Annotated in this window: 15 protein-coding genes; 9 read left to right on the top strand and 6 right to left on the bottom strand. The window is 41.9% G+C overall.

Annotated features, from left to right (window positions below; all coding sequences use genetic code 11):
• The first annotated feature begins 165 nt into the window (after positions 1 to 165).
• Both J8M00_RS20640 and J8M00_RS20635 read left to right on the top strand, forming a co-directional pair.
• On the top strand, positions 166 to 1,017 hold the full coding sequence (locus tag J8M00_RS20640) for a sulfotransferase domain-containing protein (protein ID WP_211012368.1): 852 nt from the start codon (positions 166 to 168) through the stop codon (positions 1,015 to 1,017).
• Between the two features lie 16 nt (positions 1,018 to 1,033).
• The gene (locus tag J8M00_RS20635) at positions 1,034 to 1,672 is read left to right on the top strand and encodes a GrpB family protein (RefSeq protein ID WP_211012367.1); all 639 of its coding nucleotides are present in this window, start codon (positions 1,034 to 1,036) and stop codon (positions 1,670 to 1,672) included.
• Positions 1,673 to 1,798: 126 nt separating this feature from the next.
• Here J8M00_RS20635 and J8M00_RS20630 read toward each other — a convergent pair whose 3' ends face one another.
• Together J8M00_RS20630 and J8M00_RS20625 are read right to left on the bottom strand one after the other, a co-directional pair.
• Complete coding sequence (locus J8M00_RS20630) at positions 1,799 to 4,456, bottom strand: glycosyl hydrolase family 18 protein (protein ID WP_211012366.1); 2,658 nt, start codon at positions 4,454 to 4,456, stop codon at positions 1,799 to 1,801.
• 39 nt (positions 4,457 to 4,495) lie between these two features.
• Entirely contained in the window at positions 4,496 to 4,930 is a 435-nt protein-coding gene (locus J8M00_RS20625) for a hypothetical protein (protein ID WP_211012365.1), read from the bottom strand.
• 430 nt (positions 4,931 to 5,360) lie between these two features.
• On the opposite strand from J8M00_RS20625, the gene yghU reads away from it, so the two are divergent.
• Positions 5,361 to 6,230 (top strand): glutathione-dependent disulfide-bond oxidoreductase, encoded by an 870-nt coding sequence (gene yghU / locus J8M00_RS20620; RefSeq protein WP_211012364.1) that lies wholly within the window; start codon positions 5,361 to 5,363, stop codon positions 6,228 to 6,230.
• A gap of 48 nt (positions 6,231 to 6,278) precedes the next feature.
• Here yghU and J8M00_RS20615 read toward each other — a convergent pair whose 3' ends face one another.
• On the bottom strand, positions 6,279 to 6,746 hold the full coding sequence (locus J8M00_RS20615) for a VOC family protein (RefSeq protein ID WP_023398540.1): 468 nt from the start codon (positions 6,744 to 6,746) through the stop codon (positions 6,279 to 6,281).
• A 165-nt stretch (positions 6,747 to 6,911) separates the two neighbouring features.
• Between J8M00_RS20615 and J8M00_RS20610 the strand changes: the two genes are divergently transcribed.
• Both J8M00_RS20610 and J8M00_RS20605 read left to right on the top strand, forming a co-directional pair.
• Positions 6,912 to 7,667, top strand: a complete 756-nt coding sequence (locus tag J8M00_RS20610) for a Nif3-like dinuclear metal center hexameric protein (RefSeq protein WP_211012363.1) — start codon at positions 6,912 to 6,914, stop codon at positions 7,665 to 7,667.
• 7 nt (positions 7,668 to 7,674) lie between these two features.
• Positions 7,675 to 8,472: a methyltransferase domain-containing protein gene (locus tag J8M00_RS20605; protein ID WP_211012362.1), complete on the top strand. Its 798-nt coding sequence runs from the start codon at positions 7,675 to 7,677 to the stop codon at positions 8,470 to 8,472.
• Between the two features lie 168 nt (positions 8,473 to 8,640).
• Here the strand turns inward: J8M00_RS20605 and J8M00_RS20600 are convergent, their stop codons facing one another.
• Both J8M00_RS20600 and J8M00_RS20595 read right to left on the bottom strand, forming a co-directional pair.
• Positions 8,641 to 9,510, bottom strand: a complete 870-nt coding sequence (locus J8M00_RS20600; protein WP_211012361.1) for a winged helix-turn-helix domain-containing protein — start codon at positions 9,508 to 9,510, stop codon at positions 8,641 to 8,643.
• Positions 9,511 to 9,683: 173 nt separating this feature from the next.
• Positions 9,684 to 10,265, bottom strand: a complete 582-nt coding sequence (locus tag J8M00_RS20595) for a TetR/AcrR family transcriptional regulator (RefSeq protein ID WP_211012360.1) — start codon at positions 10,263 to 10,265, stop codon at positions 9,684 to 9,686.
• Positions 10,266 to 10,389: 124 nt separating this feature from the next.
• Here J8M00_RS20595 and J8M00_RS20590 point away from each other — a divergent pair, with 124 nt between their 5' ends.
• On the top strand, positions 10,390 to 11,433 hold the full coding sequence (locus J8M00_RS20590; RefSeq protein WP_211012359.1) for an alkene reductase: 1,044 nt from the start codon (positions 10,390 to 10,392) through the stop codon (positions 11,431 to 11,433).
• Between the two features lie 21 nt (positions 11,434 to 11,454).
• Here the strand turns inward: J8M00_RS20590 and J8M00_RS20585 are convergent, their stop codons facing one another.
• The gene (locus J8M00_RS20585; protein ID WP_247687494.1) at positions 11,455 to 11,910 is read right to left on the bottom strand and encodes a rhodanese-like domain-containing protein; all 456 of its coding nucleotides are present in this window, start codon (positions 11,908 to 11,910) and stop codon (positions 11,455 to 11,457) included.
• A gap of 492 nt (positions 11,911 to 12,402) precedes the next feature.
• On the opposite strand from J8M00_RS20585, the gene J8M00_RS20580 reads away from it, so the two are divergent.
• From J8M00_RS20580 to phaC, 3 genes are all read left to right on the top strand, one after another.
• Positions 12,403 to 13,152, top strand: a complete 750-nt coding sequence (locus tag J8M00_RS20580; protein WP_211012358.1) for an SDR family oxidoreductase — start codon at positions 12,403 to 12,405, stop codon at positions 13,150 to 13,152.
• Positions 13,153 to 13,246: 94 nt separating this feature from the next.
• On the top strand, positions 13,247 to 13,591 hold the full coding sequence (locus tag J8M00_RS20575) for a phasin family protein (RefSeq protein ID WP_023398532.1): 345 nt from the start codon (positions 13,247 to 13,249) through the stop codon (positions 13,589 to 13,591).
• A 219-nt stretch (positions 13,592 to 13,810) separates the two neighbouring features.
• Positions 13,811 to 15,580 (top strand): class I poly(R)-hydroxyalkanoic acid synthase, encoded by a 1,770-nt coding sequence (gene phaC / locus J8M00_RS20570; protein WP_211012357.1) that lies wholly within the window; start codon positions 13,811 to 13,813, stop codon positions 15,578 to 15,580.
• The last annotated feature ends 11 nt before the right edge of the window (positions 15,581 to 15,591 follow it).

Raw genomic sequence — 15,591 nt, 5'->3', positions numbered from 1 at the left:
CCTTCTTTATGAGGACCTATTGAAGGGGTAGCATGATATTAGACAGGCCTTATACAATAAAAATTAACCCGCAATGATTGTAACAAGCATTCAAATGAAGCGGGGTTAGCAAAATCTAATCAGACTCATCGTGGTGACACTCCGATAGAATAAGGAAAGCTTTACATGGTAAATAACTACCCAAATTTATTTGTCGTCGGCGCACCGCGCTCGGGCACCACAGCTATGTGCCTGTACTTAAAACAGCACCCGTCAATACATGTATCTATTTTGAAAGAGCCCCACTACTTCGCAACAGATTTGATGGTGCAACCACATGCAATCACTGAAACTAGTGACTATCTAAAGTTATTTGCCAATTCAGCTATCAACGCAGAAGGCTCTGTTTGGTATCTTACCAGCAAAGCTGCGGCGCACAATATTCACACACATTGCAAAGGCGCAAAAGTCATTATTATGCTACGCCGCCCGTGGGAGCAGATACAATCGCTACATTCGCTCTATTTACGCACTGGAAATGAAGATCAATCTGACCTCGAGCGCGCCATATCACTTTGCAAAAATAGACGAGAAGGAAAGTGTATTCCACCCGCAAGCTACTTTCACGACGGGCTGCAATATTTGAACAATGCCAGTTACTATCAACACGTCAAACGCTACATAGAAATCTTTGGTAAAAATGTAAAAGTGATTTTATTTGATGATTTTATTAAAGATACGCACCGCATCATGGCTGAAACCTTTGACTTCATAGGTGCAGCCCCCTTTGATGATATCGAGTTTGACCAACAACAAGCCACACTCAAAATCCGCAATACAGCACTGCGTCAGCTCAAGCAGTTACCTGATAATATTCGCAACAAGCTACACCGCAACCACGTTCGTGTACACAAAACCGGACAAGTCTCTTCGATGAGTAGACCTCTAAAGCAGTACTTGATGGACTACTATTACACCGATATTCAATCCACAGCGAATTTACTAGAGCGAGATTTAATCGGCTTATGGTACGAGTAATTAATAAAGGAAGGTAATGATTAATCTACACTACTTAAAGCTGCTCAAAGAGCTGAAACATAAACATGAACACCTCAATGGCGAAGCCATTGAAACTAAATTTCTTCATTTGCTCTCGTTAAAAATGCCTGATGTTGGGTTTGAACAGCTCCCTTATAACCCGCAGTGGCCACAGTGGTTTGCTCGCGAAAAACGGTGTTTAGTTGAGCTGGGCAATACCCTAAAGTTGGAAGAAGTTCAGCATATAGGCAGCACTTCTATACCTAGTATGTGTTCCAAAAATATCATCGACATTGCTGCTAAAACCCCCTTTGAGCCGGATGATATTCACGTACAGTCTGCGCTTGCAAAATTGGGTTATACATTTTTTGGCCGCAGCCCAATTCATACACAATGCTGTTGGTACTGGAAGGTCGAGTCCCGCAAATGTTATATATTGCACCTCGCCCACCACTCTCTCCCCTGTTTTAGCGAAGCCATCCTTTTTCGTGATTATCTTAAATCAAACCAAGAGCAGATAACTAGATATCAAAAGTTTAAAAATCAAGCGATTGCTTCAAGCTCTGATATGCTGTCATATTCTGTGCGCAAAATTGACATTTATTGCGACATACTGAACGATGCAAAACGCTGGTTAAAAACAGCTAAACATTAAATGCAAGCGAATAGATTCGTTATGAGGCAAGACTTTTAGCGTTAATAAAACAGTGTCACTTCCTGGGTTTTTGATGAAGTGACACTGATGTATTGCCATGGTCGTACTAAAGCATATTATCTAGCTTTATAGCTTTTTCCATGCACCACTTTTTCCTGGTTCATCACCTTTAGTCCACCATAACGCTTGATAGCGCGCGCATAGGTTAGATGCATCGCAGTGATTTACCTCTTCGCCAGCGTTGTATGCCACGTTCACATGCCATGGAAACTCAGCTTGGCTAACCAATTTCCAAGAATCAGCGAAACGCGTAGGTTCAACACCTGATACCCAATATTTAGCTTCCCAAACCAGAGTCTGTTTCACTTCTTGGTCAAAGTGACTGACACGGTCTCCCGTATTGTAAATTACGGACGCATCATACGCAGGGTGCCCACCAGTACCTTTTGGCGTTACAGTCACAGTCACGGTATCTGTGTACGTGTCTACCCCATTGTCAGATACACTTAACTGGAACACCAATTGTTCAGACTGGGTTACTTGAGGGGCTGAAAAGGTTGCCTTATTGGTATCTCCACCAGCCAAAACAACCGCGCTTCCTGACACTTGTGTCCAAGCATAAGTAAGAACATCACCATCCGTATCAGATGTCGCACTACCATCCAATAATACGTTTGAAGCGCCTGATTCAACTTGCTGATCTGCGCCGGCATTGACTACAGGCGGTGTATTTACAACACTATCGCGAATCGTAACAATGACTTCATCACTTGTGCTACCGCCTTTGCCGTCATTGGCCGTAAAGCGTAATGCGACTGTGGCTTCTCCAATTACGTCAGGCGCAACAAACTCTACGTTTAGTGCACTTGTCACACCAAGCGTCACTGCGGGGCCTGACACCTGTTGCCACTGATAAGTCAACGCGTCGTTGTCAGCATCACTGGCTGTTGCCGATAACTTGACAACTGAACCTGATAATACACTCTGATCTGCACCGGCGTTGACCACAGGCGCTCGATTAGAGCCGTCAACCAATGGGTGTCCAAGTGATTCATGCATCCAATTTAAGATATCGCCGTTATCAGTATCGATCTCCCAACCAAACATACCAGCAAGACCCTCTTGGAATACAAGCTCGCCTTTCGCTTTTATCGACCTTTGATCGTCGTAAGAGATCAAATCACCCGTACTTGGACGATAAATGTACGGTGCCTGCGCAACTGTATCGTAGTGATATTCCCAATCTGGGTGTTTTGCCCACTGCGCAATGTTTGCATACATTAACGTGCCAGGTTCAAGTTTAAATGCATCCGCTGGTGCAGACGGCCCAGTTGCCGTGCCCTGCATGTGGTGCGTACCAGGCGTATGCTCAACACCAGTCCAGCCTCGGCCATACATCGCAATACCTGCGATCAGTTTATTACCTGGTACTCCCTGTGCCTTGAGCAGATCAATACCTGTTTTCAGATTATATTGTGTTGTACGTACATCAGAAGGTTTGAAATCAGAAGGATACACCGCGGTTTGGTGGCCCAGACCTTCTAAATCCCAAGCGCCAAAATAGTCATAGGACATCATAAGAATATAGTCCATGTACTTTATCGCTTCGCCGTAGTTGACCTTTTCTAGCTTATCAAAACCGACGTTAATGGCAGATGTTAGCTCGTATTTTCGACCTGTACGAGCTTCCTCTTCATCCAACATTGTACGAAGCTCTTTCATCAGTTTGATATAAGTTGCACCATCGCTTGGCGAACCTAGGTTAGGATTCGCCGCTGCAACACCTGGGAATTCCCAGTCAATGTCGATGCCATCCCAAAATTGCCATGTTCTCAAAAACTTACGACATGATTCTACAAAAGTTTTTCGCTTGGCATCATCTGCCATAAAGTAGAACGGATCAGATAAAGTCCATCCACCAATAGATGGAATGATCTTCAGATCGGGATAGCGTTGCTTCAAGGCCATCATCTGACCATAGTTACCCTTGATAGCATCTTGATTCACTTGGTCGCCAACTGGCTTCATGTACGCAGCCCATGGATCTGGTGGCGCAAGTTCAAAGTCATTTAAGCCAGCTGCGACGCGTTGAAACGTATTATATCCAGTAGGGTTCTCTTTTTGAAAAGACTCGTTGGGACCTGTGATAGCAACAAAGCCATAAAAAATATGGGTCAAGTTTTCCGCTGGAATATTGTCAATGTAGTAGTCCATTCCTTCCACACGATACACGGACCACTCTGCCGCATATGCCGCGACAACTTTGCCTGTTGTATTGACGTATGAACGGTTTGTCATTTCAATTGGAAAGCGAGGATCATTCACCTTCATTGGCAAAGGGTCTAAATGACTCCCTGCGGTATCCGCAACAACAAGTACTTTATTGTTAGTACTGTCACTACATCCGTCTAAATTACACAGCTGGACAGTTAAATTGAACTTACCGCCTTTTTTAAATGTTAATGTTTCTACACCCGATTGCGAGCTGCCTACCTCAGTCAAAACTCTGCTATGTACTACTTTACCATCAAGTAAAATCTTAACTGTTTCGCCAGCTTCCCCAGTCCACTTTGACCAAGGCACAGAAACATCAACACTTGGCGCGACGACTACATCTTTATATGCCAGTGAATCTGTAATTGTTACTAAACTATGCTTTTCGACCATCCACTCTACTTTTGGCGCGCCAGGTACCGCAGCAAGAGCAGGAAGAGAGGCCATAAAGCCAGAGAGAAGCAATGCCTGCTTCACTCTGCTCAATACCCTGTTGTGTGATTTTTTCATTTTATTTCCTTCTACATGTTTTTCTTGTTTTACAGGTTATTATTTGCCTGCCTTTTTAAACTTCAGAGGGCCTTTATTTCCCCCTGAAAAATACTCTCCAATTAGATATTGCCCATCCTCAGACAAAGTTAATGTATGGACACCTTCAGTCGTCCAGCCTGGGATCTGTTGTGTTACTTGGACCTTAACTGTAATGGTATCTTGCTCTCTCTTACCCGCTCCGTGCTCCACAAAAGGTATACCTTTGAACTCAAGGTAATGCGCAGTAAAAACTTCACTCCCCTGTTGCGACACAATCAAATGACCATTGGCAAAATTACTGTTGTTTACATCATGCCATAAGCCAGCGATACGCCTTTCAGTAGCTTGCTCCTTGGCACTGGCCACACCAGAGACAGCGCTGTCATCAGCATGAACAAGAAAAGAACAATGAAGTGTCAAAAATAAGATGATTGGACGAAAAGAAATACGCATGTGCTCATGTCCCTCTAAAATTAATTAACAAAACAAAAATACTGTTAACACCAATGTACCGAATACAACGAAAAACACAACCCACTTTAGGGACTAAAAAATAATCACCGTAGTTCAAACTCGTTTCCTTTTCATTCATCCATACCTATAAATTTACCTACCAAGTTGAAATTCAAGCTTATAAAAATTGAACAACATTAATTTCCTCAAAAACAAATAGTAAAAATAATTGACTAAATAACATTCAATGCCACGCTTTGACGACATCAAAAAACGCAGAGACTTATACGTCATTGGAAGTTTTGCAATTTTTCCAAACCTTCTAGAGAAGCAATCGTGCAAAGTAAATCTTGCTATGTGAACTAAAATTTAAATCATCACGGTCATCTGTCGATACTTCAAAGTTTTTTCTAAACCTATAGGAAACGATATGGCACAGAACACCTATACCCCAGAAAAAGTGTGGCAATGGGAAGCCGGAAATGGCGGTAAATTTGCAAACATCAATAGACCTACGGCTGGTCACCGTTTTGAACAAACACTGCCAACAGGAAAACACCCTTTACAGCTATATTCATTGGCAACCCCAAATGGAGTTAAAGTCACTATTTTATTAGAAGAGTTGCTTGAAAAAGGGATATCTGGAGCAGAATATGATGCATTTCTTATCGACATTATGGAAGGTGAACAATTCTCTTCGGGATTTACAGGTATCAACCCAAACTCGAAAATACCCGCTTTGGTTGATACCACACACCAACCTGCGATAAATGTGTTTGAATCAGGTTCAATCTTACTTTATCTAGCAGAAAAGTTTTGTGAGTTTATTCCTAGTGAACTTGAAGATCGAACAAAGTGCCTTAATTGGCTATTCTGGCAAATGGGATCAGCACCTCTTTTGGGTGGTGGGTTTGGCCACTTTTACGCGTATGCGCCTGAGAAGTTTCAGTACCCAATTGATCGTTACGCCATGGAAGTAAAAAGGCAGTTGGACGTATTGAATATTCATTTGCAAGATAATCGTTACTTGTGTGGTGATGACTATACCATAGCGGATATGGCTATATGGCCATGGTATGGGGTACTTGTAGAAGGTGATTTATATGAAGCAGCAGAATTTTTAGACGTGCAGGCATATCCTAATGTGCTCCGTTGGGCCAAGCAAATCTCTGCAAGGCCTGCTGTGAAAAAAGGGCGCATGGTTAATCGCACTTGGGGAGAAGATCACGAGCAGCTTCATGAACGCCATGACAGCCGCGACTTTGAGTCAAAAGTCCAAGACCAACCTACAACTAAATAACAAGGTTACTGCGTGAGCCTCATTTGGGTGGGGCTTATACACTCACTATTAACCCTGCTTAGACATATATTCACTCATCCGTTCTTGTAGTTCCAATTCACTTAAATCTTCAATATGAGTTGCGATCGTCCAAATATGGCCAAATGGATCTTCAAGTGTGCCTGCTCTATCACCGTAGAATTGATTCTCTACTGCTCTGAGCTCTTTTGCCCCCATTGCCAAGGCTTGAGAAAATACCATATCCACATCTTCAACATAGTGCATCAAAGTAACGGGCGTACCACCAAGTTGATTAGGTCCTTTAAAATGCATGTCGGGACATTCATCGCTGATCATTAGGTGGGAATTACCTATTTTAAGCTCTGCATGGGCAACACCACCATCTGGCATATTCATTTGTAATACCAACTCGGCTGCAAATACCTTTTGATAAAATTGAATTGCCTGTGTAGCTCCTTGCACAATAAGGTACGGTGTTAAAGCATGATAGCCTTCGGGAATTGCGTTCACGGCCATTTTACTGTCTCTCAGTTGCTAGTTAGTCTGAATAAAACTAGTCTATTTCTTGCAAAGCACAAACGGTAGTAACCCCAAAAACCAAGTTTTACCAATCTAAATATCCACTTTTCTTCGTGAAAAAAAACGCTAAACTATGCGTTTTTATCGCCGTTAGGGGCCATTATGCAGCGCAAAAAATTAGTCAACCAACTTACTGAATTACTCAAGCCCTTCCAGATAAGTGACTTTTGCCCAAATGGGTTACAAGTCGAGGGTAAAGACAACATCAAAAAAGTAATCACCGGTGTCACCGCAAGCCAAGCGTTGATTGATGTCGCAATAGAAAAGAACGCCGACGCACTTTTGGTACACCACGGATATTTTTGGAAAGGCGAAGAGCAATCAATTACAGGCATGAAAAAGCGCCGAATCCAAAGCCTCTTAACGCATGATATCAACCTTCTTGCTTATCATTTACCCCTTGATGTGCACCCCGAGCTAGGAAACAATGCACAGCTCGGAAAATTGTTAGACCTAGAAATTGAGCGCCCATTAGAGCCGTGGAACAAAAACAGTGTTGCGGTTAAAGGAAAACTCAAAAACCCGATGACAGTAGCTGAGTTCGCGAAGCTAATAGAAGATAAGTTAGATCGAAAGCCGCTAGTTAATCAAGCTGGCGATCATCTTATTAAAACCATTGCTTGGTGCACAGGTGGTGGGCAAAGCTTCATCGACTTAGCTGCGAGTCAAGGTATCGATGCCTACCTGACAGGCGAAGCATCAGAACAAACAATTCACAGCTCCAATGAGCAAGGGATCCACTTTTTTGCAGCTGGACACCACGCGACAGAGCGATACGGAGTGAAAGCCCTAGGTGAATACTTAGCCGATAAATATGACCTAGATGTAGAATTTGTCGACATCAATAACCCGGTATAAATGTAACATGGCTAAAAAGTACTCCACCTCCGCGCCAACAGATCGCAATTTTTGCGATATTGCCGGAAAATTTAAGAATAACATTTACGGCACGAGTAAAGGCAAGATCCGAGAAGCGGTTCTAAAACGAGACTTGGATGAATTGCTGGACGAACATTTCGACAGTAAGCCTCTGAGAATTTTAGATGCTGGAGGTGGGCAAGGGCAACTGTCGCTATATTTAGCTGAACTCGGCCATGAAGTTATTTTACTTGATGTCTCTGCGCAAATGTTAGCCATTGCCAAAGAGCGCGCCGAAGCTAGGAATATTTCATCACTGTCGTTAATCAATGCACCGCTGCAAGAGCTCGCAGAATTAAATCTCGGGCAGTTTGACCTTGTACTTTGCCATGCCGTACTAGAGTGGATTGTGGAACAAAAGACGGCTGTGACAATCCTTAATAAATGTTTAAAGCCAGATGGTATTTTGTCCTTAATGTACTTTAACAAATCAGCGCAACGACTGGCCAATATGGTCTACGGTAATTTTGATTATGTTTCAAATGGTCTTCAGGTCAAACAAAAAGTGGGCCTGAGCCCCAACCAGCCACTTGAAAGTGAGCATGTAGATAGTTGGCTCGCCGAACTGTGTTTACGCACTTTAAGTAAGACGGGCGTTCGTTGTTTTCATGACTATTTACGTGAAACGAATAAAGCAGACGAGCAATTCGATGAACTATTGGCACTTGAACTTAAATACAATAGAGCGGAGCCGTATGCCTCAATTGGCAGGTATACCCATTTGCTCTTGAAGCCAGACCAATAAAATAAAACGGCCTTAACACAAAATACCCACCACAGTATTAGTGTTAAGGCCAAGACATTTGCTGTAAGAGAGCAGCTATACAACGTTGACATAGTTGCATGAATTTGTCCCTTGAATCCCTTTGAATTAAATTGAAAAGTAAAATAATCATATACTTAAAAATTCAAACTAAATTTTTTCATCATTAAAGTGCAGTAATATATAGTCATATAACTCCCGCTTTTTTGTCGCGACTCCCTGCCCGCCGGCTGACAAAATAACCTCTTTTTGTTTTTCTGATTCAACCCAGGTGTAAACGTAAAATGGCGTCTGATCTCCTGTTGAGCGCATCGCTTTAAGCAGCTTTAACCCAGCCAAGGGCTCACCATCTCGGCCCATATCAGAGATCACGACGGTGTACTCGTACATACTTAACAGTAACAGGGCTTCTTGGGTTGATGTGGTGTTATAAACGCCTATTTTTTGATTCAAAAAATAGCCTTGCTCTTTGACATTATTTTTCGGATTGTCGTCTACCCACAGAATACGTCCTTTCGCATCTGTCGGTTCACTGGCTTTGAAGCTCGTATTTTGTTGGTGTATAACTGACTGATTTATCACCAACCAAATACATGCTGAGCACATTAGTAAAGTGACACCTATCCAAAACTTCAAGTGGACCCCATCTGAGCTGTGCTCTGCTCTTAGCTGCTCTAGTTGAATCCTAGTATCCTCAGATACATGCTCGAAGCTGACGGCGATTTCAGGGTTGAATTTATATCCTTGGCCTCGAACAGTGAATATCAAATCCTGCTCCACACCAAGGCGTCGTAACAAACTGCGTGTATCAGATATTAAGCGGGGTAATGACCAAGGTGAAACCACAGAATCTGGCCATAAATAAGCGACAAGTTCATCCTGCGTGCAAACTTTAGGCCGAGTATCAATTAAATAAACTAACAACTTAAACGTGCGCTCTTCCAGTGCGACACTTTTACCATCCACTTTAAGGCTTTGGTTCCTAATGTTTAAAGCTGCATTAGAAAATTGATATTCCATATCACTATGATTTCCATTTAATTAACTAATAACCAAAAGAATTCATAGACTATACCAAAGTCTTCAACAGAGCTAGCCTTTATAGCTAGTAATAATGTCTAATAGAACAATGATATAAGTAAATTTTGCCTGAGCTGAGCCCTGTGCTCACGTCTACTGTCCAGATAAAGACTTTACCGACAAACATCAATGAGCAATTGTTCAGCAATTTCCGATATAACACTTGGATCTTTTTGCGCCTGCGAGAATGTTCTTAGGCCATAAATACCGACAATTAAGCTTTGCGCACGTTGTTCAGGTAAACGCGTACCAGTGAGATCTCCCTCTTCACCAGCTTGAACAAAAACATCTCTCATAACGCTTTGCCACATAACGCACTGTTGACTGAGTACAGCTTGCGCTTGTTCATCTGTCTGCGCAATCTCATTGATGGCTTTTTGGCTTAGACAAGATTGGGTCGGATCACCGCTTACGCATTCAGCCACAATATTACTCAAATAAGCGCTTAACCCACTTTTTGCATCATTTTCATTGCTGAAGATAGCTTGCAGTTCAGCGTTTCGATCCAAATTATACTGCTCTAACGCCGCGAGCAAGAGCCCCTTTTTATTTTCAAAAGCACAGTATATTGATCCCGGGTGCAGACCTGTCGCTTGCTTCAAATCTTGCATGCTGGTCTTGTTAAACCCTTTTTCCATAAACGCATTCATGGCAGCTCTTAATACGGCTTCTCGGTTGAACTCTGCACTTCTCATAGGCTACTCAGGTAAATCATTTAGGTATATCTTAAACAAATTTGAACAAATGTTCAAAATAGCTCTTGAATGATCATTCAAATAAGGCTATCTTGAACAAACATTCAAATAAAGAGAACAACCCATGACAGATATTCTATTTCAACCTTATCAACTGAATTCGGCTATTTCACTACAAAACCGGGTACTTATGGCACCACTTACAAGATGTATGGCGGATGAAGATCTAGTGCCAACTGAGGAAATGGCCGCATATTATGCGCGACGTGCGGACACAGGTTTAATCATTTCAGAAGCCACTATCATTCGCCCTGATGCTCAGGGTTACCCAAATACTCCTGGTTTATTCACGAACGAGCAGGTCACAGGTTGGAGAAAAGTGACCGATGCTGTACACCAAAAGGGAGGCAAGATTTTTGCTCAGTTGTGGCATACAGGTCGAGTGGCCCATCCTTTCTTTTTCTCTGGTGAAGAAGTCATTGCGCCCAGTGCAGAAGCTGTCGAAGGGACCGTACCCCGCATGCGTGAATTGACTTATATCACTCCGACTCCAGCGACGGTGGCACAAATTGAAGAGTTGATCCACGACTATGCTCAAGCAGCCGCAAACGCAATCGAAGCTGGTTTCGATGGTGTAGAGATCCACGGCGCAAATGGCTACCTCATAGATCAATTTTTACATTTTGATAGCAACAAACGAGTCGACCAGTATGGCGAGACACCAGAAAATATGAGCCGATTTGCGCTAGAAGTCGTTGATGCTATAGCAGACCAAATTGGTTACCATCGCACAGCTTTGCGTCTATCACCGGGAGCCTATTTTAATATGCAGCCAGACTCGCGTGATAAAGAGGTTTTCGACTATTTGTTACCTGAATTGGAAAAACGTGATTTGGCATTTCTGCATATTGGTATTTTCGACGACCAAATGACTTTCGAACACCTTGGAGGGAGAGCATCCGATTATGTTAGAAGTCGCTACAACAAAACATTGGTCGGTGTTGGTGGCTTTACACCACAAACCGGTGCAGAAGCGATTCAATCGGACCGTTTTGACTTACTAGCAATTGGTAGACCACTCATTGCCAACCCAGATTATATTGAAAGAGTTAAAAATCACCAGCCATTAGTAGAGTACAGTGAAGAAATGCTCTCTTCACTTGTATAAATCTAGCCACTTTTAGGGTTATCACTTTACAACTGGTAGCCCTTGTCCTTGCCACCCTAGCATATCCCCTTCCAAGTGTAACAATTTGAACCCCTGCTCAAGCAAAGCACGCTCGAAGATATTTGCCCTGCGACCGGAACGGCAATACACCACTAACGTTTTGTCTTTTAGCTTTGCGAGTAAAAACGACTGTGCAGCTATCTGATCGTAAGGGATATTGAGTGCACCTTTTAAGTGACCGTTTGCAAACTCCTCAGGCGTACGTACATCTATGATGGTATGAGGCTTTGCTGACATTTGGTTAATTAAAAGATCTTTAGCACTGACTACCTTGATATCCGCATAAGAAAACGAACTAAATAATATTGACATAGCTATCAATAGCTTATAAAAAAATAATGTGCTCTTAAAGCGTCTTTCATGCAACATATCATAACCCTCAAACTGAACATGCATTTTAGATAAATTATAGTCCAAAATAAATTACCCAAAACTGAAATAGTGTGATTTTAATTGATCCAAATGATAGTTTTTTTATTTGTTTTTTACCTCCACAAAAACAAATAAAACATTGATATTTATAGATTTAAAATATCAACTTTGAATTAATTTGTGTCTACTAGCCTTTAGTCTAATACCGAAATTTTAAATACCGACTATTACTTACTGCACGCGTATTTGGACAATTGGTTAGACAAATTTGATTTTACATTTTTAAATTTGAGTTATTAGTCTAAAATTAACATTGTTCATTGCGCTTTGAGTGACCATCGCAGTGGTCTCGTGCCTATATCACATACAAAATGATGAGAATTTGTCTTTTATATTAAACAAATTAGTTATTATTTCGTCACAATAGGCATGAACAATAGCGTTAGTTTTAACCCCTGCTGAATGCCTATAGGCTTCAGTGAATTTGTGGCTTAGTTGTGCAGTTGTTTTGCCACTTTATGTTCGGAACAGCATATTATGGAAAATCAAAAAATAGCAGTAGTAACAGGCGCTTTAGGTGGTATAGGTACTGCAATTACCCAAAAGCTCGTAGAAAACAATTACTTTGTTATTGCCGTGGCAAGCCCAAGACGTACCGAAGCAGATTTCGATACTTGGTGCAACCAATCAAATATTAACCCAAAGTTTGTTACGCCATTATTTTTGGACGTAACCGATGCCCAAGCGTGCAACAACAGCCTTGAGTCTATCATCGATAAACACGGCAAGGTTGATGTATTAGTAAATAACGCTGGTATTACCCGAGATTCGTCGTTCAAGAAAATGAACGTACAGCAATGGCACGAAGTCATTGATACAAACCTAAATTCAATGTTTAACATGACCCAACCATTGTTTGCACACATGTGTAGCAATAAGTCAGGTCGTATTATCAATATCTCTAGCGTAAATGGTCAAAAAGGACAATTTGGTCAAGCTAATTACGCTGCTGCTAAAGCAGGGATGATTGGTTTTAGTAAGTCACTCGCATATGAAGGGGCAAGAGCAGGTGTTACTGTGAATGTTGTTGCACCTGGGTACACTGAAACCCCTATGGTCGCGAAAATGCGTGAAGACGTACTGGAAAGCATCAAAGCTCAAGTCCCTATGCAGCGACTTGCTACACCTTTAGAAGTAGCTGAAACTGTTAGCTTTTTAGCCTCTGAAGGCGCAGCCTATATTACAGGTGAAACACTGGCCCTCAATGGTGGCCTGTATATGAACTAGAAACTCATCGATACCATTTAGAAAAGGTAACTTTTCTGTAGTAGGTGGATATTGCATTTAATTAAACGGATTATCTCTCAATAGGAAGCAAGCCATGTACAACGACTTTTTTAAATCAATCACTGAGCAAAGCGAGAAATTCTTCTCTCCGGCAATTCAGTTCAACCAATTAGTTGCTAAAAATATTGAGCAACTGGCTAAAATTCAACTTGATGCCGCTCACTCATTCACTGAAACATCAGTTGAACAACTTAAAACTGCAGCGGAAGTAAAAGACGTTAAGTCTTTCATCGATTTCAACGCAAGCCAACTAAGTGCTGTTAATAAGCTGAGCCAACAGCTGATCGAAGATGGACAAAAATTGACTCAACTAGGTCAAGAGTTCAAAGACAATTTAGAGACTATTTCTAAAGAAACTGTTAAAGCTGCAAAAGTCTAATGCACTGCCGGCCTGTGTGAGATTAAGTTTGCTCAGGCCGCTCTGTCATACTTTAGAGCTAACACCATTGACAAGTCACTTGAGTAAGAGTGCTCTAGTTACGAAAACGCCATGAATATACACCAGCTCTAACTCAAGTTTGCATGCAGTTTGTCAGGTAAATACAGCGCCTTTTACAGCAATGACTCGTCTGTCACACCTCCGACTAGGAAGCATAAAATGGATACCGACAATAAAGATTTTACTCAGACCATGAGCGCTTGGTGGCAGTATAATCAAGATCTTTACAGTATATTCTCACAAAATTTGTTCAATAATAGTCCAGTTCAAAAAGCGCTAAATGAACAAAGTGCAGAAGACTTTGGCGAATGGGCCAAAGAAATTACAAAACAACCAGAGATATTTGCAAAACAACAATTAAACTGGTGGCAGGAACAATTAAAAATTGTTCAGCAAACTTGGGAGCAAAGCCTGAACGCTTCAAGTGAAGAAGTTATCTCAACTGAGCGTGGTGACAAGAGGTTTCTTGCCGATGAATGGCAAGACAATCCGTGGTTTAGCTACATCAAACAAAGTTATCTACTTTTTGGACAGTCATTACTTGATTCAATTCGCCAAACACCTGGGTTGGACGAAAAACTAAAAGAGCGGCTCGAATTCTTTGCAAGACAAGTTATTAACTCGATTTCTCCAAGTAACTTCATCACCACCAACCCAGAGTTATTAAAACTAACCATCGAGTCTGAAGGACAAAACCTAATTAATGGGCTTGAGCTATTCAAAAAAGATATGGCAAAAAGTGGCGACATGCTTAGGATCAGCATGACCAATGAGAATGCCTATGAGCTGGGGAAAGACCTTGCTACTACACCGGGTAGAGTTATCTTCCAAAACCACTTGTTTGAATTGATACAATATTCAGCTACAACAAAACAAGTACATAAAACGCCTCTTTTGTTTGTCCCTCCTTACGTAAACAAATATTACATTCTGGACTTAAAAGAAGAGAACTCCTACGTCAAATGGGCCGTGGACAATGGCCATACTGTATTCATGATCTCTTGGAAAAACCCAGATCCGAGTATGGCTGAAATTGGTTTTGAAGATTATGTCGTTGACGGTGTTATTACAGCTATAGATGAGATAGAAAAGCAAACAGGTGAAGCATATGTGAATGCCATCGGTTACTGTATTGCCGGTGCGCTAGTCGCCACCGCCATGGCGTATTTCACATCCAAGCGAATGAAGCAAAAGATAAAAAGTGCGACGCTGCTAACGACATTACTGGATTTCTCCCAGCCTGGTGAACTTGGTGTTTTTGTCAATGAAGGAACCATCTCGGCACTTGAGGCGTACAATCTACAAAATGGTGTCATGCACGGCCACCTGCTCGGCGTGTCGTTCAGTATGCTTAGGGAGAACAGCCTTTACTGGAATTACTACGTCAACAATTACCTCAAAGGCCAACCGCCGATGGATCTGGATCTCCTGTATTGGAACGGCGATAGCACAAATCTCACGGCAAAATGCCATAATTTCATGCTCCGAGATCTGTACTTGGAAAACCGTTTGATCGCTAATAAAGAAGTGGATATCAGGGGGACTAAAATTGACTTAACCAAGGTCAAACAACCTATCTATGCACTTTCTACCCGTGACGACCATATTGCACTTTGGCAAGCCACCTTTAAAGGTTTCCAATATACCAGCTCAAAAACGACTTTTGTTCTGGGTGAGTCAGGACATATCGCGGGTGTGATCAATCCACCAAAAGCCAATAAATATGGATTTTGGTCTGGGCCTGCACTGCAAGGCGAAGCAAATGCATGGCTCGAAAAAGCCGAACATACAAAAGGCTCATGGTGGGGACATTGGGGTAAATGGATAACTCAATTCACTGATGAAAAAGTACCAGCTCGAGCAGTAAAAACCAAGGCTAATCCTGGTATCTACGACGCCCCAGGAGAATACGTTAAAGCCAGATTATAGTGTTAAAAAAG

It is taken from the genome of Pseudoalteromonas luteoviolacea (assembly GCF_018100925.1).
In the GTDB taxonomy this organism is placed as follows: domain Bacteria; phylum Pseudomonadota; class Gammaproteobacteria; order Enterobacterales; family Alteromonadaceae; genus Pseudoalteromonas; species Pseudoalteromonas obscura.
The sequence above is the reverse complement of the archived record's forward strand: the minus strand, read 5'-3'. Positions and strand labels throughout refer to the sequence as shown.

Excerpts from the sequence above, each read along its gene's own strand:
- J8M00_RS20640 (WP_211012368.1), top strand. The coding sequence starts at position 166 with ATGGTAAATAACTACCCAAATTTATTTGTCGTCGGCGCACCGCGCTCG.
- J8M00_RS20635 (WP_211012367.1), top strand. The coding sequence starts at position 1,034 with ATGATTAATCTACACTACTTAAAGCTGCTCAAAGAGCTGAAACATAAA.
- J8M00_RS20630 (WP_211012366.1), bottom strand. The coding sequence starts at position 4,456 with ATGAAAAAATCACACAACAGGGTATTGAGCAGAGTGAAGCAGGCATTG.
- J8M00_RS20625 (WP_211012365.1), bottom strand. The coding sequence starts at position 4,930 with ATGCGTATTTCTTTTCGTCCAATCATCTTATTTTTGACACTTCATTGT.
- yghU (WP_211012364.1), top strand. The coding sequence starts at position 5,361 with ATGGCACAGAACACCTATACCCCAGAAAAAGTGTGGCAATGGGAAGCC.
- J8M00_RS20615 (WP_023398540.1), bottom strand. The coding sequence starts at position 6,746 with ATGGCCGTGAACGCAATTCCCGAAGGCTATCATGCTTTAACACCGTAC.
- J8M00_RS20610 (WP_211012363.1), top strand. The coding sequence starts at position 6,912 with ATGCAGCGCAAAAAATTAGTCAACCAACTTACTGAATTACTCAAGCCC.
- J8M00_RS20605 (WP_211012362.1), top strand. The coding sequence starts at position 7,675 with ATGGCTAAAAAGTACTCCACCTCCGCGCCAACAGATCGCAATTTTTGC.
- J8M00_RS20600 (WP_211012361.1), bottom strand. The coding sequence starts at position 9,510 with ATGGAATATCAATTTTCTAATGCAGCTTTAAACATTAGGAACCAAAGC.
- J8M00_RS20595 (WP_211012360.1), bottom strand. The coding sequence starts at position 10,265 with ATGAGAAGTGCAGAGTTCAACCGAGAAGCCGTATTAAGAGCTGCCATG.
- J8M00_RS20590 (WP_211012359.1), top strand. The coding sequence starts at position 10,390 with ATGACAGATATTCTATTTCAACCTTATCAACTGAATTCGGCTATTTCA.
- J8M00_RS20580 (WP_211012358.1), top strand. The coding sequence starts at position 12,403 with ATGGAAAATCAAAAAATAGCAGTAGTAACAGGCGCTTTAGGTGGTATA.
- J8M00_RS20575 (WP_023398532.1), top strand. The coding sequence starts at position 13,247 with ATGTACAACGACTTTTTTAAATCAATCACTGAGCAAAGCGAGAAATTC.
- phaC (WP_211012357.1), top strand. The coding sequence starts at position 13,811 with ATGGATACCGACAATAAAGATTTTACTCAGACCATGAGCGCTTGGTGG.